Source organism: Methylobacterium sp. GXS13 (assembly GCF_001455965.1).
Lineage (GTDB): Bacteria > Pseudomonadota > Alphaproteobacteria > Rhizobiales > Beijerinckiaceae > Methylobacterium.
Map to the genome: position 1 here is coordinate 26,931 of NZ_LKKO01000046.1, position 19,616 is coordinate 46,546.

General features: G+C 68.7%; 15 protein-coding genes and 1 pseudogene. 8 read left to right on the forward strand and 8 right to left on the reverse strand.

What is annotated here, in order from left to right; translation table 11 throughout:
• Positions 1-128 precede the first annotated feature (128 nt).
• From gltX to AO398_RS16950, 3 genes are all read left to right on the forward strand, one after another.
• Positions 129-1,556 (forward strand): glutamate--tRNA ligase, encoded by a 1,428-nt coding sequence (gene gltX / locus AO398_RS16940; RefSeq protein WP_058193290.1) that lies wholly within the window; start codon positions 129-131, stop codon positions 1,554-1,556.
• A 226-nt stretch (positions 1,557-1,782) separates the two neighbouring features.
• Positions 1,783-3,072, forward strand: coding sequence for a citrate synthase (gltA, locus tag AO398_RS16945; RefSeq protein ID WP_058193291.1), 1,290 nt, complete (start codon positions 1,783-1,785; stop codon positions 3,070-3,072).
• Between the two features lie 74 nt (positions 3,073-3,146).
• Positions 3,147-4,028 (forward strand): AlkA N-terminal domain-containing protein, encoded by an 882-nt coding sequence (locus AO398_RS16950; protein WP_058193302.1) that lies wholly within the window; start codon positions 3,147-3,149, stop codon positions 4,026-4,028.
• 551 nt (positions 4,029-4,579) lie between these two features.
• On the opposite strand, the gene parC is transcribed toward AO398_RS16950, so the two are convergent.
• Both parC and recO read right to left on the reverse strand, forming a co-directional pair.
• Positions 4,580-6,826: a DNA topoisomerase IV subunit A gene (gene parC / locus AO398_RS16960; RefSeq protein WP_058193293.1), complete on the reverse strand. Its 2,247-nt coding sequence runs from the start codon at positions 6,824-6,826 to the stop codon at positions 4,580-4,582.
• Positions 6,827-7,035: 209 nt separating this feature from the next.
• On the reverse strand, positions 7,036-7,755 hold the full coding sequence (recO, locus tag AO398_RS16965) for a DNA repair protein RecO (RefSeq protein ID WP_058193294.1): 720 nt from the start codon (positions 7,753-7,755) through the stop codon (positions 7,036-7,038).
• 578 nt (positions 7,756-8,333) lie between these two features.
• On the opposite strand from recO, the gene AO398_RS16970 reads away from it, so the two are divergent.
• On the forward strand, positions 8,334-8,681 hold the full coding sequence (locus AO398_RS16970; protein ID WP_244498812.1) for a hypothetical protein: 348 nt from the start codon (positions 8,334-8,336) through the stop codon (positions 8,679-8,681).
• A 19-nt stretch (positions 8,682-8,700) separates the two neighbouring features.
• Positions 8,701-9,396, forward strand: coding sequence for a gamma-glutamylcyclotransferase (locus AO398_RS16975; protein ID WP_201025789.1), 696 nt, complete (start codon positions 8,701-8,703; stop codon positions 9,394-9,396).
• Between the two features lie 3 nt (positions 9,397-9,399).
• Here the strand turns inward: AO398_RS16975 and AO398_RS29075 are convergent, their stop codons facing one another.
• Entirely contained in the window at positions 9,400-9,543 is a 144-nt protein-coding gene (locus tag AO398_RS29075; RefSeq protein WP_007560701.1) for a hypothetical protein, read from the reverse strand.
• Between the two features lie 175 nt (positions 9,544-9,718).
• Between AO398_RS29075 and AO398_RS16980 the strand changes: the two genes are divergently transcribed.
• Entirely contained in the window at positions 9,719-10,348 is a 630-nt protein-coding gene (locus AO398_RS16980) for a hypothetical protein (RefSeq protein ID WP_058193295.1), read from the forward strand.
• Positions 10,349-10,399: 51 nt separating this feature from the next.
• Here AO398_RS16980 and AO398_RS16985 read toward each other — a convergent pair whose 3' ends face one another.
• Both AO398_RS16985 and AO398_RS16990 read right to left on the reverse strand, forming a co-directional pair.
• A complete protein-coding gene (locus AO398_RS16985) occupies positions 10,400-11,314 on the reverse strand; it encodes a manganese catalase family protein (RefSeq protein ID WP_058193296.1) in 915 nt (304 codons plus the stop codon).
• Positions 11,315-11,517: 203 nt separating this feature from the next.
• Complete coding sequence (locus AO398_RS16990) at positions 11,518-12,264, reverse strand: substrate binding domain-containing protein (protein ID WP_244498809.1); 747 nt, start codon at positions 12,262-12,264, stop codon at positions 11,518-11,520.
• A gap of 27 nt (positions 12,265-12,291) precedes the next feature.
• On the opposite strand from AO398_RS16990, the pseudogene AO398_RS16995 reads away from it, so the two are divergent.
• A pseudogene (locus AO398_RS16995) lies at positions 12,292-12,615 on the forward strand (L,D-transpeptidase); the annotation flags it as partial.
• Between the two features lie 210 nt (positions 12,616-12,825).
• Here the strand turns inward: AO398_RS16995 and dnaE are convergent.
• A complete protein-coding gene (gene dnaE / locus AO398_RS17000) occupies positions 12,826-16,344 on the reverse strand; it encodes a DNA polymerase III subunit alpha (RefSeq protein ID WP_058193297.1) in 3,519 nt (1,172 codons plus the stop codon).
• Between the two features lie 543 nt (positions 16,345-16,887).
• Here dnaE and AO398_RS17005 point away from each other — a divergent pair.
• The gene (locus AO398_RS17005; protein ID WP_244498810.1) at positions 16,888-18,174 is read left to right on the forward strand and encodes a nucleotide disphospho-sugar-binding domain-containing protein; all 1,287 of its coding nucleotides are present in this window, start codon (positions 16,888-16,890) and stop codon (positions 18,172-18,174) included.
• A gap of 104 nt (positions 18,175-18,278) precedes the next feature.
• Here AO398_RS17005 and AO398_RS17010 read toward each other — a convergent pair whose 3' ends face one another.
• Both AO398_RS17010 and AO398_RS17015 read right to left on the reverse strand, forming a co-directional pair.
• Positions 18,279-18,818, reverse strand: coding sequence for an AAA family ATPase (locus AO398_RS17010; RefSeq protein ID WP_058193299.1), 540 nt, complete (start codon positions 18,816-18,818; stop codon positions 18,279-18,281).
• 117 nt (positions 18,819-18,935) lie between these two features.
• Positions 18,936-19,616: ABC transporter ATP-binding protein (locus tag AO398_RS17015; RefSeq protein ID WP_244498811.1), on the reverse strand; the 681-nt coding region annotated here is incomplete at its 5' end.

Below are 19,616 nucleotides of genomic sequence, written 5' to 3' on the forward strand. Positions count from 1 at the left end.
TATCGGCCCGTGCTACAGCGAGCGCTTCGTGCTACGGGCGCCATTCCGTGCGACGAGCGCTATCTTCGCGCCCTTCTCCGCCTCTTCGCTGCGCCCCTTCGCCCTTCGCCCCCGAACATATCGGCCCGATGTCCTCAGCCGTCGTCACGCGCTTCGCCCCCTCGCCTACCGGCTACCTCCATATCGGCGGAGCCCGGACGGCGTTGTTCAATTGGCTCTACGCCCGCCACACCGGCGGCAAGATGCTGCTGCGCATCGAGGATACCGATCGGGAACGCTCGACCAAGGGCGCGATCGACGCGATCCTCGATGGCCTGTCCTGGCTCGGCCTCGACTGGGACGGGGAAGTGGTCTTCCAGTTCGCCCGGGCCGAGCGCCACCGCGCCGTCGCCGAAGAGCTGCTGGCCGCCGGCCGGGCCTATTACTGCTACGCCTCCGCCGAGGAACTCACGCAGATGCGCGAGACCGCCCGAGCCGAGGGCCGCGCCCCGCGCTACGACGGGCGCTGGCGCGACCGCGACCCGTCCGAGGCCCCCGCCGGGGTCAGGCCGGTGATCCGTCTGCGCGCGCCCATCGAGGGCGAGACGGTTGTTGAGGATGCCGTTCAGGGGCGGGTGACCTGGGCCAACCGCGATCTCGACGACCTCGTGCTGCTGCGCTCGGACGGCACGCCGACCTACATGCTCGCCGTCGTGGTCGACGACCACGACATGGGCGTCACCCAGATCATCCGGGGCGACGATCACCTGACCAACGCCGCCCGCCAGAGCCAGATTTTTTCGGCGCTCGGCTGGGACATTCCCCGCATGGCCCACATCCCGCTGATCCATGGGGCCGACGGAGCGAAGCTGTCGAAGCGCCACGGCGCCCTCGGGGTGGAGGCGTATCGCGATCTCGGCTACCTGCCGGCGGCCCTGCGCAACTACCTGGTGCGTCTGGGCTGGAGCCACGGCGACCAGGAGGTTTTCTCCACCGAGGAGATGGTCTCGGCCTTCGACCTCGGTTCGGTGGGGCGTTCGGCGGCGCGGTTCGACTTTGCGAAGCTCGCCAACCTCAACGGCCTCTACATCCGCGGCAGCGCCGATGTCGATCTCGTGGCGGCGATCGAGACGATCCTGCCCAATGTCGGCCCCGAGCGCGGCCTCTCGGCGCCGCTCCGGCCCGAGCGGAAGGACAAGCTGATCCAGGCCATGCCAGGTCTGAAGGAGCGCGCCAAGACGCTGATCGAACTTCTCGACAGCGCCTATTACCTCACCGCGCAGCGTCTTCTGATACTCGACGACAAGGCCCGGGCGCTCCTGTCCGACGAGGGCCGGGCGCGCCTTGCCGGCGTGCTGCCGGCGCTCGAAGCCCTGCAAGACTGGAGCGCGGCTGCGACCGAGGGCGCGGTGCGCCAGTATGCGGAGACCGCCGGGTGCAAGCTTGGGCAGGTGGCGCAACCCTTACGCGCCGCGCTTACCGGGCGGACCACCTCGCCGCCCCTGTTCGACGTGATGGCCGTACTCGGCCGTGACGAGAGCCTCGCGCGCCTCGGCGATCAGGTGTCGCAGGGCTGATCGAGCGGCCTGGAACTGCGGGCTTCGGCCCGGTTTTCGCTTCGGACTGGATTTCGCTTGGCGATGGGGTCGGGATGTCACCGACCCCGTTGCTGCTGCACTGCCGTTTGGGTAACCCATGGCGCGTGAGCACCCGCAACATAACGCGGCGTGCTCCGGCCCCGGGGTCGCCTCGGGCAGCCCGAGGCCGGCATCCGCCACGTCGCCAGAGAAGGGTCCACGTTCCATGAGCGCATCCAGCACCATCACCGTGGACGGCAAGGAGATCGAACTGCCGGTCAAATCCGGCACGATCGGCCCGGACGTCATCGATATCGGCAAGCTCTACGCCAAGACCGGCGCCTTCACCTTCGACCCGGGCTTCACCTCGACGGCCTCCTGTGAATCGAAAATCACGTACATCGACGGCGATGAGGGCGTGCTGCTCTATCGCGGCTACCCGATCGAGCAGCTCGCCGAGAAGGGCGACTTCCTCGAGACCTGCTACCTGATGCTGTTCGGCACTCTGCCGACCGCCGCCCAGAAGGCCGATTTCGACTACCGGGTCACGCGCCACACCATGGTGCACGACCAGATGAACCGGTTCTTCACCGGCTTCCGCCGCGACGCCCACCCGATGGCCGTGATGGTCGCCTCGGTCGGCGCGCTCTCAGCCTTCTATCACGACTCGACCGACATCACGGACGAGAGCCAGCGGATGATCGCGTCGATCCGCATGATCGCCAAGATGCCGACGCTCGCTGCGATGGCCTACAAGTATTCTATCGGCCAGCCCTTCGTGTATCCGAAGAACGACCTCGACTACACCTCAAACTTCCTGCGGATGTGTTACGCGGTCCCGTGCGAGGAATACGAGGTCAACCCGGTCTTCGCGAAAGCGCTCGACAAGATCTTCATCCTGCACGCCGACCACGAACAGAATGCCTCGACCTCCACTGTGCGGCTCGCCGGCTCGTCCGGCGCGAACCCGTTCGCCTGCATCGCGGCCGGCATCGCCTGCCTGTGGGGGCCGGCCCATGGCGGCGCCAACGAGGCGGCGCTGAAGATGCTGATGGAGATCGGCACGCCCGAGAACGTCGGCAAGTACGTCGCCAAGGCCAAGGACAAGAACGATCCGTTCCGCCTGATGGGCTTCGGCCACCGGGTCTACAAGAACTACGATCCGCGTGCGCGGATCATGCAGAGCACCACGCACCAGGTGCTCAAGGAACTCGGCAAGACCGAGGATCCGCTGCTCCACGTCGCCATGGAGCTGGAGCAGATCGCCCTCAAGGACGAATACTTCATCGAGAAGAAGCTCTACCCGAACATCGATTTCTACTCGGGCATCACCCTCAAGGCGATGGGCTTCCCCACCGACATGTTCACCGTGCTGTTCGCGGTGGCGCGCACGGTCGGCTGGATCGCGCAATGGGCCGAGATGATCGAGGACCCGATGCAGAAGATCGGCCGTCCGCGCCAGCTCTATGTCGGTCCGGCGCAGCGCGACTACGTGCCGGTGGACCAGCGCGGCTGAGCGGGGCCATCGAACCCGACGCGACACCGGGGGCGGCCGCAAGGCCGCCCCTCTCGTTTGCGCAGGCGCCGGGCATTACGCTTCGCCTCCCCTGCCGGTCGCCCTACGATTGGGCGTCGCTGCGCGCCTTCCTGGCGAAGCGGGCGATTCTCGGGGTCGAGGCGGCCGAGCCCTGCGAGCGATCTTATGCGCGCACGGTCTGCATCGGCGGCCAGCCCGGCATCGTCGCGGTCACGTTCGCCGATGACGCACTGCACGCGACGCTTCACGGCCCCGATTCGAGCGCCGGGCCTGAAATTGCCTTGCGCCTGCGCCGCCTGTTCGATTGCGACGCCGACCCGGCGGCGATCGCGGCCTGCCTGTCCCGGGACCCTGCCCTGTCTGACCTGGTCGCAGCCCGGCCCGGATTGCGCCTGCCGGGCGCCTGGGACCCGTTCGAGACCGGCTGCCGGGCGATTCTGGGCCAGCAGGTCTCGGTTGCCACCGCGATCCGGCTCGCCGGCAAGCTGGTCGCGGCCTTCGGGACATCCCTGGCGGAGCCGGCCGGCACCCTGACCCATGTCTTCCCGACGCCGGCGCAGCTGGTCGAGGCCGACGTGGCGCTCGCGCTGAACATGCCCCGCGCCCGCGGCGCGGCGATCCGGGCTCTGGCGGCGGTGGCGCTGGCCGACCCGGACCTGTTCGCCCCGGCCGGGGCCCTGGAGGACGCGGTGCTGCGCTTCACGGCGATCCGCGGGATCGGGCCCTGGACCGCGCAATACATCGCCATGCGGGCGCTCAAGCTGCCGGACGCCCTGCCGGTGGGCGATGTCGGCCTGCTGCGCGCCCTCGAGACCGGTACCGGCCGCCCGAGCCCGGCCGCGCTCCTCGTACGGGCCGAGGCCTGGCGGCCGTTCCGGGCCTACGCGGCCCAGCACCTCTGGGCCGCGGACGAGGCTCTTCCGCGCGAGGGGTGATGCGAGTGATTCTTGCTGATCTCTTGTCTGTTCAAACCGATGATCCATCCGCTTTCGGATTGATCGTCGTTCATACGTAAGAGATCATGGAAGCGTCGGGGATCAAGTCCATTCCCGAGAGCGGCAATGGCGCCGGGTTCCAGGGGCTGAAAACGTGAGCGGCGTAAACGATGACGCTCGACAGCGGCTCGTAGCGAACGAGCGGATCAAGTTTACTGCGACTTGTGCGAACGGGATCGGCGTCGCGATCTTTGCGGTGGGCGGCTTCGCGCCGTTGGTCTCGACGGTCCTTTCAGACCAGCCGCACTTCGCCCCGGTAATCTTCATCATGGCGGTTTGCTGGATCATCATCGGCGCCATACATTTGACCGTACGAAACGCGCTCAGGGACCTTCGCCCATGACGACAGCCCAGATGCTTCTCTTCGTCGCGGTCCCGGCTGGCGGCGCCGTATTGGCCTTTGGCGCACTCTGGCTCAGCCGGCGCGCGCACTGACATTGTGAGCGCCCGGACCAGGACCGCACTCCTGTCCGGCCCGGGCAACACCCCCATCACCGCCCGAACCGCTCGAATTTCGGGAAGCTGCGCGCCATCATCAGGCCGACCTCGCCGCGATGGCCGAGCCATTTCTCCAGCACCGATGCGTTGGCGAGCCGCCCCTCGGATGAGCCGTCCTGCCAGGGCAGGCCTTCGGCCAGGCGGAAGACATGCGCGTCGGTGAGGCCGCCGCTGCGGCAGCGCTGGAGTCGGACGCCCTTGCCGCGGGACAGTTCGGCCACCTCCGAGATCGGGAAGATCAGCAGCAGTTTTTCCGTGTTCACCACCGCCACGTGGTCGCCGTCGGCGGGGACGAGCACCACGGCGGTCGCGTCGCCGTCCAGGCCGAGCACGCCCTTGCCCTTTCGGGTGTTGGCCACCAGCGCGTCGGAGGGCGCCACGAAGCCACGCCCGTCCGAGCCGGCGATCAGCAGCTTGGTCTCCGGCCTGTAGGGCAGCGCCGCCACCACCTCGGTGCCGTCGTCGAGATCGACCATCAGCCGCACCGGATCGCCGAAGCCGCGTCCGCCCGGCAGCTTCGACGCCTCGATGGTGAACACCTTGCCGTTCGAGGCCAGCAGCAGGATCTTCTGGGTGGTCTCGCTCGGGAAGGCGATCTTCAGCCCGTCATCGCCCTTGAACGCAACCCCCGAGAGGTCGGCGACGTGGCCCTTCAGCGCCCGGATCCAACCCTTGTTCGAGACGATCACGGTGATCGGCTCGCGCTCGACCAGGGCGGCGGTGAAGTCGATGCCGCCGACATCCGGCGGGCTCGCGAGCGTTGTCCGGCGCTTGCCGAGCTTGGTCTCGGGCCCGAACGTCTTCTTCACGGCGCGGATCTGCGCCTGGATCGCCTTCCACTGCGCCGGCTCTGAGGCGAGCAGCGCGTCGATCTCGGCCTTCTCGGCGGTGAGCGCGTCGAGTTCCCGCTTCAACTCCATCTCCTCCAGCTTGCGCAAGGAGCGCAGGCGGGTGTCGAGGATCGCGTTGGCCTGGACCTCGGTCAGCTCGAAGCGAGCCATCAGGGCCGGCTTCGGCTCGTCCTCCTCGCGGATGATGCGGATCACCTCGTCGAGGTCGAGATAGACGATCAGCAGGCCGCCCAGGATCTCCAGGCGGCGGTCGATCTGCCCGAGGCGGTAGCGGGAGCGGCGCTGCAGCACCACCCGGCGGTGGTCGACCCATTCCCGCAGGCATTCGGTGAGCCCGATCACCTTCGGTACGAGGCCGCCGACCAGGACGTTGAGGTTGAGCGGGATGCGCGCTTCGAGTTCCGTGAGCCGGAACAGCGATTCCATCAGGATTACCGGATCGACCGTGCGCGAGCGCGGCTCCAGCACCACGCGCACGTCCTCGGCCGATTCGTCGCGCACGTCGGCGAGCAGCGGCAGCTTCTTCTCCTGGAGAAGCTCGGCCATCTTCTCGATCAGCCGGCCCTTCGGGATGCCGTAGGGAATCTCGGTGACGATGATGTTCCAGGTGCCGCGGCCGAGATCCTCCTTGTGCCAGCGGGCGCGGACCCGGAAGGCGCCGCGGCCGGTCCGGTAGGCTTCCGTAATGGACTCGGCCGAATCGACCAGGATGCCGCCGGTCGGGAAGTCCGGCCCCTGGACGAAGCTGTTGAGCTGCGCCGAGGTCGCCCCCGGGTGGTTGATCAGGTAGAGCGCCGCGTCGCACAGCTCGGCCGCGTTGTGCGGCGGGATCGAGGTCGCCATGCCGACCGCGATGCCCTGGCTGCCGTTGGCGAGCAGGTTCGGGAAGGCGGCCGGCAGCACGACCGGCTCCTCCTTCTCGCCGTTGTAGGAGGGGCGGAAATCGACCGTGTCCTCGTCGATCCCGTCGAGCAGAAGCCGGGCGACCTCGGTGAGGCGGGCCTCGGTGTAGCGGTAGGCAGCCGGGCCATCGCCGTCGATGTTGCCGAAATTGCCCTGCCCGTCGACCAGCGGATAGCGCTGCGCGAAGTCCTGGGAGAGCCGCACCAGGGCATCGTAGATCGCCTGATCGCCGTGCGGGTGGAAGTCGCCCATCACGTCGCCGACGATCTTGGCGCATTTCTTATGCGCGGTGTTCGGGTCGAGGCGCAGCAGACGCATCCCGTACAGGATGCGCCGGTGGACGGGCTTCAGCCCGTCGCGAGCATCCGGCAGCGCCCGGTGCATGATCGTGGAGAGCGCATAGGCGAGGTAGCGCTCCTCCAGCGCGGATTTCAGCTCGACGCTCTCGATCCCGTCGCCCGACGGCGGCTCGAAGGGCTGGCCCATGACGGCTCCTTAACGTTTCGACTTCTGTGCCGAATCACGACCTGTCATTCCGGGGCCGCGAAGCGGAGCCCGGAATCCAGACGCGCCGCCGGATCCGGATCGGGCGGACAGCGCCGCATTCCTCCGGTTTGGCATGGCGGCTCTGGATTCCGGGCGCGCCTGCGGCGCCCCGGAATGACAGCCCATGAGGCAAGAACATAGCGCGAACGTTACTCGGCCTCGCGACCGAGCGCAACGAATCGCGCGCGCTCCTCCGGCGCGGTGAGGCCGCGCGGACCCCAGACGTGCCGGTCGAGGAAGTACCCCGTCAAGGTAAACCCTTGGGCAACGCCGTCGGGCCCTGGCAATCCGCCCGCGTGCAGGAAGGTCGGCAGCGCGAGCAACCGATCCCGGAACGGCTCTCCGGCGGAAGCACTGACCGCCCGGCCGCTCTTGGGCGACACGTAGGCCAGAGCGTCGTTGCCCCCGGTGGCCGCGCAGGCGGTGAGATCGAGGCCGAAGCCGAGTTCAGAGAGGATCTCCAGCTCGAACCGCACCATCAGCGGCGGCGCCACGGCCGGGTCGTCGAGATGCGCGATCAGGATGCCCGCCGCCTCGTAGAGCGCCGGATGCGGATCCCGCTCGGGCAGCAGCCTGAGCAAAGCCGCCATGTGGCCGAGCCCGTAGAGGGCGATGCCCGAGCCGATCATCCGCGACAGCTGCGACTCGAGCGGCTCCACAAGATAGGCGCCGAGCCCCTCGTCGAGCCGCGCCCGCCAGGTCAGCCGGACCCGGTTGCCCGGCTGGAGCACCGGCTGCATCCGGCGCGAGCGCCCGCCATGCACGAGGCCGAGATGGCGCCCGTGAGCTTCGGTCATCGCTTCCAGGATGACGCCGCTCTCCCCGTGCCGGCGCAGGCCAAGAACGATCCCGTCATCGATCCACTGCATGCACGGGAGATAAGCATGCCGGGGCCATCTTGGGAGCCATCAAGAGTCTGGAAGATTTTCCGCTCTTAGGGTCAGATCGGAAGGGACGCGAGGTTCCCGGATGTGATTCGTGAATCCGGTCTCATGAGGGGGCGGTTAAGCGGGTCGGACACCTGCCAGGGTATGCCACGATGGCAGATGATCCCTTCGATCGGCGGTGGCTCGGTGCGTCGATTCCCATCGAGCATTGGCATTTCCATCGCCGCCTCTTGGCCCGATACGGGCTCGTCCTCGCGCCGGGCGAGTTCGCACGGATGATGAAGGACATTCGGTCCCGCCGAGCGCTCCTCGTCGAGACACGGCCGAGGAACCGGTGCGTGTTTTCGGTGAGGCTGGGCGCAACGGGGGAGAGAATCTTTGTCGTCATGGTCGGGCTCCGCCTCGTGACCGCGCTGAAGCCGAGTGCGAAGCTGCGTCGGCTGCGGTCAGAGCGGCTCGCTTTGCGGGAGCCCCGCAGCGACGGCGGGGTGGTTTTAAACGCCCGCGCGACGATCGGCGCCGCCCTGGCTCTCACCGTCGCTCTGACCGTCACCGGTGCGCTGGCCGCCCCCGGAAGAGCCAAACCGGCATCCGAGGACGCGCCCTCCCCGGCCTTGAAGCAGCGGATCGCGGCTTTGGCCCTCAAACAGGTCGATTTCGGTTCGGTCTCGCTGCTGCCGGTGCGGTTCGCGGGCAGCCGGCTCGCCGGGCCGATCGAGGATGGCGGCCGGACGCTCTATTGCGTGTCGAGCCGGATGAGCGGCCGCAGCTTCGACAAGCCCGAGCGGCCCAAGGCGGTGATGCGCTACGCCGCCGACCGGCTGGAGGTGATCGACGACGACGAGGTCTGCACCGGCCACCGCAGCCAGCCGTTCCCGGAACTGGACGCTCTGGGCAACGCGCGCTGAAGCCACCGCGTTGAGGGACATGCCTTCGCTGCCAGCGCGCACTCTCGACCTCAGCCTCGACCTGATCGCCCGTGCCCATGCCACGCCGGTCCCGGACGATCCGAGCGCCCTCGACGTGCTGACCGACGCGGCGCTGCGCCCCGGCCTCGACGCGATCACCGCGGGCCGGGAGGGGCACGACATCTGGGTCTTCGCCTACGGCTCGTTGATGTGGCGGCCAGAATTCCCGGTCGCGGAACGCCGGATCGGGACCGTAAGGGGTTTTCACCGCCGGTTCTGCCTGCTCCAGCGCCGGTTCCGCGGCACGCCGGAGCGGCCGGGCTTCGTCCTGGCGCTCGATCGCGGCGGCCTGTGCAAGGGCGTGGCGTTCCGGCTGCCCGGCCTGGAGATCCGCGAGGCGCTGATGCCGGTCTGGCGGCGCGAGATGCGCGGCCGCGGCTACGTCGCGCGCTGGCTGCCGGTGGCGACCGAGACCGGCACCGTCTCGGCGCTCACCTTCCTGGCCAACCGCGCCAACGAGCGCTACGCCGGCCGCCTCTCGGATGCCGAGATCGCGGATAAGATCGCCGCCGCCTGCGGGCATGCCGGCCCGAGCGCCGAGTACCTGTTCCGGACCGTCGAGGCCTGCGAGCGGCTCGGCATCCGCGACCGGCACCTCTGGAACCTCCAGGCCCTGGTGGCCACCCGGCTCAGGGCCTGGGCGCCGGGCGCGTGAGGCTCACGCCCAGGCCCGTTTCATCGCGATGACGACACGGCCGCCCGCCTGCTCCGTATCGGGGTTGCGCGGCTCGCGGATGCCGGGCGCACGCCCGGTGGTGACGTAGACCACGAGGGTGAGGGCGAGGAGGATCTTGATGCGCATCGCGACGCTCAGGGTTGAGCGAGCGTGCATAGGATCGATCGGTTTTTACGGAGTTGCCGCCAAGCTCACAGGTTGTGATTGTGGGCAGTTCCGTCGATCGTGGTGAACGAAAGGTTGCGGCCGCGCCGCGATCGTCTATGCCGCCCGCCCAGGTTTCCCACAGGCGGAGGACAGAATGCGGCTCCGGATCGGCGTGGCTTTGGCGATTCTGGTGGTTGCGGTCGCTGTGCTCGTCGCGGGGCCCTGGCTGCACGGCTTCCGCCTGTCGGATGTTCTGACTGGCGGCACGCCCATCCTGCCTGACGGGTCGCGACCGGTGGCTGGAGCCACGGAGCTTGCCGGTCATGCCACCTTGGGGGCGGGGCAACATCCGGCGACCCTGCGGCTCGCCTGCGATCCGGCTGGATCCGGCCTGTCGGCGATGCTGACAGTGCCCCGCGTCGCGGAGCTTTCAGACATTTTCGATGTCGCCGGCCTACGCGGCGCTGCGAGCACCGCGCCGCTCACCGGAATCCTGGTCTCGAACGCCTCCGGCGTCCGCTCCGCCCGAATGCCGGCGCAGCCTGCCGAAGCCGGTGACCCCGACACGAGCGTCAGCCTCACGGTGGCCGGCGCTCACCGGGGCGAGGATCCGTTGCGCGGCGTCGTCCTCGCCCTGACGCAAGCCGGCACCCGCCTCACTTGGACCCAAACGAGCCCGCGCGCCGGGGATCAGACCCTGACGGCGAGCTTTTTGGTCGCCGACAGCGATGTGGCAGCGTTGAAAACAGCCCTCGGAAGCTGCCTCGCGACGCCGCCGCTGTAGGAGATTGAACCTGGTTCGGCGCCGCTTGAAGCGACGCCGGTCCCAATGGGCTCAGCGGCCCTTCTTGTAGAGCTTGCTGGCGATCTCGAAGATCTCTTCCGGTGCATAATCCGGCGCGAAGGCGCCGTAATTGCCGTCGAGTTCCGGGATCTTGCCGCCCTCGGGCGCGCCGTCGATCACCTCGAGATTGCCCGGCGGGTCGCCCGGCAGCGCGACCTCGTCGTTCGACCAGACGCCGGCAGCTTCCTTATAATCCTCCGGGCTGAAGGTGTAGAGGCGGCGGTGCTTACCCTCGTCGAGGTACTTCTGACACTCGGGCACCCGCGACAGGTCGATGTTCGGAGTCGGCAGCATCTTCTCGATCTCGACGCCGGTCAGCTTTTTCAGGGCCAGCGCGTAGGCATGCGCGTGCAGGGAGCCGCGCACCAGCAGGTAGGCGCAGACTTCCCGGCCGGTCGGCTCGATCATGGTCTCGTAGACCCGCAGCTTGTGAATGCGTGCGCCGCACTCCAAGTGGAAGTTGTGCAGCAGGTCGATGATCAGGTTACCGGTGGTTGTCACCATGTCCATGTTCCAGGACGCGGCGTTCGCGTTCATGGGCATGGCACCGCCGCCATTCGCCAGGAAGCTGCCGGCGAGGCGCACGTCCTGCATCTCGGCGAAGGGCGCCTTCGAGATGTCGACGTCCTTGGCCGGGTTGCCCGGACCGTTGTTCAGCATGGAAATGCCGGTCGAGACCAGCTCAACGTGACCGATCTCTTCGGCGAAAATGCTCGATACGAGGCTATAGAACGGCCGAAGCTTGGTCTTGTTACGGAAATTGAAGCTCTGGAACATGTAGTTCCCGAGGGTCGACATCTCGCCGTACTTGCCACCGAGCAGTTCCTGCAGGGCGGCAGCTGCGTTGGGCTCGGGCTTTTTCGGCTCCGGCAGCTCCGTGAGCAGGCGGTCGATCTTCATGAACATGCAGGTAGCTCCGTTTGCGCGAGGTGCGCATGAGACCTACGAGTGAGGCGCGCACATGTTCCGGCCTGCGACCATGGTTCTTCCGATATCCGGCAAAGAACTTTTCTGATTTTGAAGCGGGGCTGGACGGAAAAACATTGCGAAAACCAAATCTATGATGTGGCAAAGCCTTCCGCGTTATTCTGGCCCGGCAGGCATGCGGGTCAGACGTTCGACTGCATTCCCTCCACGGCGCGGATCCGCGGGACCGCGAAATCGGTGAAGGCGCGCACGGCCGGGCGCATGTGGCGCACCGAGGGGTAGACCAGATAAGCGTCGGTCGAGCGCACCTCGTAGTCCGGGAGCACGCGCACGAGCCGGCCCGTTTCCAGATGGTCGGCGACCAGCAGGTGCTGCACCGGTCCGATCACCCGCCCCGCCAGCAGGGTCGCGACCAGAACTTCGGCACTGTTGGTGCGGAGCACCGGCTGGACCGGGACGGTCAAGGTCTCGCGGCTTCGATGCAGGATCAGGGCGCTGCGGGCATCGACCGCCGCCCGGGTCGTCACGAGATCGCAGGCCGCGAGCTGCTCGGGGGTCTCGATCCCGCCGGCCCGCGCCAGGTAGGCGGGGGCGGCGACCAGGATGCGCCGCACCCATCCGAGCCGGCGGACCACGAGATCCTGGCCCTCCGGCCGACCGTAGCGGAGCGCGAGGTCGTAATCCTCGTGCACGAGGTCGATCACCCGGTCCTCCAGCACCAGATCCACCGTCACCCGCGGGTGCTCGGCCTGGAACGCCGTCACGATCGGATGCAGGTGCTTCACGCCGATGCAGGAGGGGGCGTGCAGGCGCAGCCGGCCCTCGATCGAGTTCCCCTCGGCCCGGGCATCTTCGAGCGCCGCGTCGATCGCGGCGAGCGCTGGCTGGCTCGCTTCATAGAGCCGCTGGCCCTGTGGCGTCGACCGCACCAGCCGGGCGGAGCGTTCCAGCAGCCCACCATCGCCCGCAAGGCCGAATGGCCGCGCTGGACGCCGACGCCCGCGATGATCAAGCGGGAACCCCAGCGCTACGGGCCTGTCGCCGGCGGCCTGCCGGGCGGCGCCGGCAACCCCCTCGGGCCGCGGGCGCTCTATCTCTACCGGGACGGACGGGACACGCTCTACCGGCTGCACGGCACCACGGAACCGCACACCATCGGCACGATGGTGTCCTCGGGCTGCGTGCGCTTCCTGAACCAGGACATCATCGACCTCTACGGCCGCGTGCCGGTGGGTACCCGGGCCGTGGTGCTGACGGCAGGTGGGTCGGCAGCGAGCTAAGCTTGGCTATCCCACTCTCGACCTCATCCTGAGGTGCGTTCGCGAAGCGGACGCCTCGAAGGAGCCCTCCAGGACCAGCTGCGCGATCTGGAGGGCTCCTTCGAGGCTCGCTGCGCTCGCACCTCGGGATGAGGGTAGTGATTGGATATCCATCGATCTCGACGGGCGTTCGATTGAGGTCAGGAGGCTGAACAGACTCCTGGCCCGCCCTCAGCTCACCTCCACCTGCACCACCCCCGGCACGGTCCGGAGCAGGCCGGCGAGCTGGGGTGAGGCCTGGAACTTGCCCGGGAGCCGGATCTCGACCTCGCGGCCGCCGCCGTCGAGCTTGAGGATCAGCGACACCTCGCTCTCCCCCCGCATCGACAGCCGCTGCTGCACCGGCGCGACCCCGCGCGGGTCGCTCAGGTGGATGCGGATGCCTTTCTGGTGGCGGGCGACCGCGTGGTCGAGGGGTTCCGCGGTCAGGATCCGGGCGCGCACGTCCTCGCCTTCCAGGTTCGCTTGGAGCTGGAGCACGAGGGGCCGGCCCGGCTCGAGGATATCGCGGTACTGGCCGAGGCCTTCCGAGAAGATGATCGCCTCGAAATGGGCGGTCCGGTCCGAGAGGGTGACGATGCCCATCTTGTTGCCGGTCTTGGTGCGCCGCTCCGCCCGGTCGAGCACCGAGGCGGCGACCCGGCCGACGCTGCTGGTCCCGGCCCGCACCGAGCGGCAGAAATCGGCCCAGCTCTGCACCCGCAGCTTGTCCAGGAGGTCGCCATACTCGTCGAGGGGGTGGCCCGAGACGAAGAAGCCGATCGCCGTGTATTCGCGCTTGAGGGTGTCGGCCATCGGCCAGACCTCGTGCGGCGGGATCCGCAGGGACACGTCGTCCGCGACCACGCCGCCGAACATGTCGGTGACCCCCGTGGAGGCGGCCTCGGCGGCGCTGGCGGCGAGCTTCATCATCGGCTCTACTGCCGCGAAGGCCCGGGCCCGGTCGGGCTCGATGCAGTCGAGGGCGCCGGCCTGGACCAGACTCTCCAGGGTGCGCTTGTTGATCATCCGCGGGTTGAGCCGGCGGGCCAAGCACGCCAGGTCCTTGAACGGGCGGTCGCCCCGCGCCTCGACCAGCGCCCGCACCGCCTCCCGGCCGACGCCCTTGATGGCGGCGAGCGCGTAGAAGATCTTGCCGTCGCGCACCTCGAACACCTCGCCGGAGGTGTTGATCGAGGGCGGCTCGACCGTGATCTTCAGGCGCTGCGCGTCCTGCCGGAATTCGGCGAGCTTGTCGGTGTTGTCGATGTCGAGCGTCATGGCGGCGGCCAGGAACTCGACCGGGTGGTTCGCCTTGAGGTAGCCGGTCTGGTAGGTCAGCAGGGCGTAAGCCGCCGCGTGGCTCTTGTTGAAGCCGTAATCGGCGAACTTCGCCAGCAGGTCGAAGATCTCGTTGGCCTTGGCCTTGGCCAGCCCGCGCTCGACGCAGCCCTTCAGGAACCGGTCCCGCTGCGCGTCCATCTCGGCGCGGATCTTCTTGCCCATGGCGCGCCGGAGCATGTCGGCCTCGCCGAGCGAGTAGCCGGCCAGGACCTTGGCGATCTCCATCACCTGCTCCTGGTAGACGATGATGCCGAAGGTCTCCTTCAGCATCGGCTCCAGCTTCGGATCCGGGTACCAGGACGCCTCGTTGCCGGCGTCGCGGCCGAGCTTCCGCTCGCAATAGACCGGGATGTTGGCCATCGGGCCCGGCCGGTAGAGGGCGACCAGGGCGATGATGTCCTCGAACCGGTCGGCCTGCATCTCGCAGAGTGCCTTGCGCATGCCGGCGGATTCCACCTGGAACACCCCGACCGTCTCGCCCCGGCCCATCGGCTTGTAAGTATCTTCGTTATCGAGCGGCAGGCTCGCCAGGTCGATCGTGATGCCGCGTTGCTTCAGCAGATCGGTGCAGCACCGCAGCATCGTCAGGGTTTTAAGTCCCAAGAAATCGAACTTCACCAAGCCGGCCTGCTCGACCCACTTCATGTTGAACTGGGTCACCCGCATCCCGGTCTTCGGGTCTCGGTAGAGCGGCACCAGCTCCTCGAGGGGCCGGTCGCCGATCACCACGCCGGCCGCGTGGGTCGAGGCGTGGCGGTGCAGGCCCTCGAGCTTCTTGGCGATGTCGATGAGCCGGGCGACGATCGGCTCTTCCTCCATGGCCTGCTGGAGCTTGGGCTCGCCCTCGATGGCCTGGGCGAGCGTCACCGGGTTGGCCGGGTTCTGCGGCACCAGCTTCGTCAGCTTGTCGACCTGCCCGTAGGGCATCTCCAGCACGCGGCCGACGTCGCGCAGCACGCCGCGGGCGAGCAGCGTACCGAAGGTGATGATCTGCCCGACCTGCCGCTCGCCGTAGCGCTGCTGCACGTAGCGGATCACGCGCTCGCGACCCTCGACGCAGAAGTCGATGTCGAAATCCGGCATCGAGACGCGCTCGGGGTTGAGGAACCGCTCGAACAGCAGGCCGAAGCGGAGCGGGTCGAGGTCGGTGATCAGCAGCGACCACGCCACCAGCGAGCCGGCACCGGAGCCGCGGCCCGGGCCGACCGGGATGTCGTGATCCTTGGCCCACTTGATGAAGTCGGAGACGATCAGAAAGTAGCCCGGGAATTTCATCGTGACGATGACGTCGAGCTCGAAGGCGAGGCGCTTGCGGTAATCGTCCTCCGAGAAGCCCGGCGCCGTGCCGTGCTGCTTCAGCCGCAGCTCCAGCCCGGCCTCGGCCTGGCGGCGCAGCTCGGTCGGCTCGTCGGCCGCCACGGCCTGCACGGGCGCGTCGGCCGCCGCCGCCAGGGCCTCGGCCATGGGCGGGGTCTCGCCCGCCGCCACCGAACCGAAATTCGGCAGGATCGGCTTGCGCGTCCGCGCCCGTACGGCGCAGCGCATGGCGATCTCGACCGTGGCCTGGAGCGCGTCCGGCAGGTCGCCGAACAGCTCGGCCATCTCGGCCCGGGTCTTGAAGGCGTGGTGCGGGGTGACCCGGCGCCGGCGCTCGTCCGAGACCAGCCGCCCGTCCGCGATGGCGAGCAACGCGTCGTGCGCGTCGTAATCGTCGGGCTTGGCGAAGAACGGCTCGTTGGTCGCCGCGATCCCGAGGCCGTGACGGCCGGCGAGGTCGAGGAGTGCCGTCTCGATCCGCCCCTCCTCGGGCGTGCCGTGGCGCTGGATCTCGATATAGAGCCGGTCCTCGCCGAAGGCCGCCTTGAGCTGCCTGAGGCGGCTCAGCGCCAGCTCGGGCCGCCCGGCCCGGAACGCGGCATCGAGGGGACCGGACAGGCCGCCGGTCAGCGCGATTAGGCCGGCGCCGGCCTCGGCCAGGACGGCGGCCTCGACCCGGGGCGCCTCGCCGAGTGCGGTGTCGAAATAGGCCCGGCTCGCCAGCCGCAGCAGGTTGGCGTAGCCGGTCTCGTCCTGGGCCAGCAGCACGACGCCGTGGCTGGTCGGGGCATTGCGCTGGTGCGGGTCCGGGGCCTCGAACGCCACCGAGAGCTGCACGCCGGCGATCGGCTGGACGCCCTCCCCGGCGGCCTTCTCGGAAAACTCCAGCGCGCCGAACAGGTTGTTGGTGTCGGTGAGCGCCAGGGCCGGCTGCCGGTCGGCGACCGCGGCCTTGACCAGGGAGCCGACCTTGAGCGCGCCTTCCAGTAGGGAATAGGACGAATGAACGTGGAGGTGGACGAATCCGACCTCCTTGAGCTGGCGTGGCATGGCCGACCTTGATCCGGGGTCGCCCAACATCCCCGTTCGGCCTTTCCAAGTCGACGTATGGCGACGCCGAACCGGACGATATCCACCGGTCGTGCTCCGGGCGCACCAGTTCGGCCGCCCCCTGTGGACAATCGGCTCCGCGGGGCCGATCGCCTGTGTATAAGCCGTTTTGGGCGGGAACCCGGCGCCGAAACGAAAACGCCGGCTAACGGACCGGTGCCAACGCTATCGCCCAGGCGCCGACCGCCGCGAACAGCATCCCGAACGCCATGAACTCGACCATCCCGGTCAGGACCAACCGCTTCAGCATCGTCGTGCCTCCCGTGTTCGTCCCCCATTATGTTCATGTTTTGTTCTGATGGAAGAGGCCTAGAGGTGTGCGGTGCCTGCGGCTTTAAATCATAGTAAACAAATAGTGGCTTGATGCAGATCAGGCGGGCTGGCATGCCCCCGGTTTATAGGGCTTTCGTTATTTGACCGGCGGGGTCGAAGGAGCAGGCTATTCCCGCGCAACATCTTGCCGGACGGATTCAGGTCGCGCTCGTGGCCATCGGGACGCATGGCGACGTGCTGCCGTTCATCGCGTTGGGGCACAGGCTTCTGGCCCGCGGCCACGGCGTCACGCTGGCGGCACCGGCACCGTTCGAGGCGATGGCGCGCCGCGCCGGCCTCTTCTTCCAGCCCCTCGGCACGGCTGCCGATTACGAGGCCGTGATCGGCCAGCCCGAGCTCTGGCATCCGCGCTGGGGCTTCCGGCCGATGTTCGACTTCGCCATGGGGGTGGCCGAGACGACCTGCCTCTGGCTCGGGGCGACGCGGGCGCGCGGGGTCGAGCAGATCGTGGTCGCCTCGCCGCTGGCTTGGGGGGCGCGGCTTGCGCAGGAGCTCTACGACATCCCGTCCGCCACGCTGCACGTCATGCCGTTCCTGATCGAGAGCCGGTCCGATCCGCCCGGGCTGCCGGGGCTGCCGCTGCCGCGCATCCTGCCGGCGTCATGGCGCGCTTGGCTCAACCAGGGCGCCGATAAGATGGCGGTCGGTCCGTTCACCCTGCCGCCCCTGAACGCGCTGCGTCAGCGCCTGGGTCTCGATCCGGTGATCCGGCTGCGGCACTGGTGGAACAGCCCGACCCGCATGCTGCTGATGTTCCCGGACTGGTACGCCGCGCCCCAGGCGGATTGGCCGGCCCAAGCAGTGCAGCTCGGCTTCCCGCTGGTCGACCGGTTCGGCGACGTACCGGCGATGGCGCCGGAGCTTGAAGCCTTCCTGGCCGCGGGCGACGCGCCGCTCGTGTTCACCTACGGCTCGGCGATGCGCCAGGGCGCCCCGTTCTTCGCGACCGCTTTGGCCATCTGCCGCCGGACGGGCCGACGTGCCGTGCTGCTCGCGCCCCAGGACGGCCAGATTCCGAAGCCGCTGCCCCCCGGGATCATTCAGCTGCCCTACGCGCCCTTGAGCGCGCTGCTGCCGCGCAGCGCGGCGCTGATCCATCACGGCGGTGTCGGCACGGTGGCGCAGGCCCTGGCGGCGGGCATCCCGCAGCTCGTCGTTCCGGTCGCGTTCGACCATTTCGACGAGGGGCGGCGCCTCAAGGACCGGACGCTGGGGGCTACCTTGAGCCGCCGCGCCTTCCGACCGGCCCGGGCTGCCCGGATCCTGGGCCGGCTGCTGAACGATCCGGCGGTGGCGCACGCCTGTGCCCAGGCCAAGGCGCGCATGGCCAAAAGTCCCGACCCGATCATCGCGGCCTGCGACCGCGTCGAGGAACTGGCGTTTCTGGCTGTCGAGCGCGGATCCGCTCCGAAAGCCACGAGGGCCAGCCGCCGTTGAGGGTTTGGTGGGCGTCCGGTGATGGCGCATCGGCCTGTCGATTTCGACGATGCCGAAGCGGTCCGGCCGCTGCGCCGCGTCACGGAAGGGTCCGTTTCAGCCGGTCAACGCAGGTGATGCAGAACGAAATCCGCTCGTTCGACAACACCGACCTTCGGCAGAAGGATCGTTTCGTAGCCGAGGTCGCCGTAGCACGCGAACAGGCGATCATACTCGGCGATCGCACCGTCCAGGTCATACGGGCGCTCCCTGTCGGCGACGTAGATGTCCGGCCAGGGCGGCGCCAGGAACACCTTGGAATGATAGCGTTCGTAAGGCTCCAGCGGGATTGACGCGCCGGTCGCATGCCGGAGGGCTACGACCGCATCGACGAGACTTCGGTCGAAGAAGACCCAGCCGGTCGAGGACGCCGTCTCCTCCCGGTCCCGGGAAGCCATCTCGATCGCCCGCCTGGCGAAGGCTGCGAGATCGACCCAGGGGAGCGCGGTTCCTGCGCCGCGTCGTTCGTCTTCGACGATCCGGCGTCCTGGCTCGGGGACGGTCGGAAATCCGCGGCGCGCGAGTTCGGCCAACAGGGTGGACTTGCCCCCGCCCGAGCATCCGGAGAGCACCACATGGTGTCGCCCTGCGAGATCGTTGCTCATGGCGTCCGCTTTCGTGGATGCACAAACAGGGCCGGAGAGGCAGATGGCTTCTCGGCAGCTCAGCCTCGCCGACTGCTTCGGCGATACCGACCGTTCAAGCCGCAACGTGCGCCGCGCTCACTCCAGCGGCGTGATCAACCCATCCCGGATCGTCACCCGGCGGTCCATGCGGGCGGCGAGATCGAGGTTATGGGTGGCGACCAGCGCGGCGAGGCCCGAGGCCCGCACCAGCGACATCAGCACCGAGAAGACGTGGCCGGCGGTGCCGGGATCGAGATTGCCGGTGGGCTCGTCGGCCAGCAGCAGCCGCGGACCGTTGGCCACCGCCCGGGCAATGGCGACGCGCTGCTGCTCGCCCCCCGACAGCTCGGCCGGGCGATGCGGCAGGCGGTCCTTGAGGCCGAGGAAGCTCAAGAGCTCGGTGGCCCGCGCCTTGGCCTCCGCCCGGCCGAGGCCGCGGATGAGCTGCGGCATCACCACGTTCTCGAGCGCCGAGAATTCCGGCAGCAGATGGTGGAACTGGTAGACGAAGCCCATCTCCTCGCGGCGCAGGCGGGGGCGCCCGACGTCCGGCATCGCGGCGGGGGGGCGCCCGCCGGTATAGACCTCCCCCCCCTCCGGCCGCCCCAGCAGACCCGCGGGGGGGCGGGGGGTCGCCTTGCCGGCGGCCGCGGGGGGCACCAGCGCCCCCCCGCCCCCCGGGCAGGACGGGGGGTCGGGCCCGGGGCGGGTGGCCCAGGGGCCCCCGGCCGGCGGGGTGGGGGGGCCCGCGCGGGGGGAGGAGCCGGGCCGGGCCCG

Bases quoted from the DNA above. Each gene is read 5' to 3' on its own strand.
- gltX (WP_058193290.1), top strand. From the start codon at position 129: ATGTCCTCAGCCGTCGTCACGCGCTTCGCCCCCTCGCCTACCGGCTAC.
- AO398_RS16985 (WP_058193296.1), bottom strand. From the start codon at position 11,314: ATGTTCATGAAGATCGACCGCCTGCTCACGGAGCTGCCGGAGCCGAAA.
- gltA (WP_058193291.1), top strand. From the start codon at position 1,783: ATGAGCGCATCCAGCACCATCACCGTGGACGGCAAGGAGATCGAACTG.
- parC (WP_058193293.1), bottom strand. From the start codon at position 6,826: ATGGGCCAGCCCTTCGAGCCGCCGTCGGGCGACGGGATCGAGAGCGTC.
- AO398_RS29075 (WP_007560701.1), bottom strand. From the start codon at position 9,543: ATGCGCATCAAGATCCTCCTCGCCCTCACCCTCGTGGTCTACGTCACC.
- recO (WP_058193294.1), bottom strand. From the start codon at position 7,755: ATGCAGTGGATCGATGACGGGATCGTTCTTGGCCTGCGCCGGCACGGG.
- AO398_RS16980 (WP_058193295.1), top strand. From the start codon at position 9,719: ATGCGGCTCCGGATCGGCGTGGCTTTGGCGATTCTGGTGGTTGCGGTC.
- dnaE (WP_058193297.1), bottom strand. From the start codon at position 16,344: ATGCCACGCCAGCTCAAGGAGGTCGGATTCGTCCACCTCCACGTTCAT.
- AO398_RS17010 (WP_058193299.1), bottom strand. From the start codon at position 18,818: ATGAGCAACGATCTCGCAGGGCGACACCATGTGGTGCTCTCCGGATGC.
- AO398_RS16975 (WP_201025789.1), top strand. From the start codon at position 8,701: ATGCCTTCGCTGCCAGCGCGCACTCTCGACCTCAGCCTCGACCTGATC.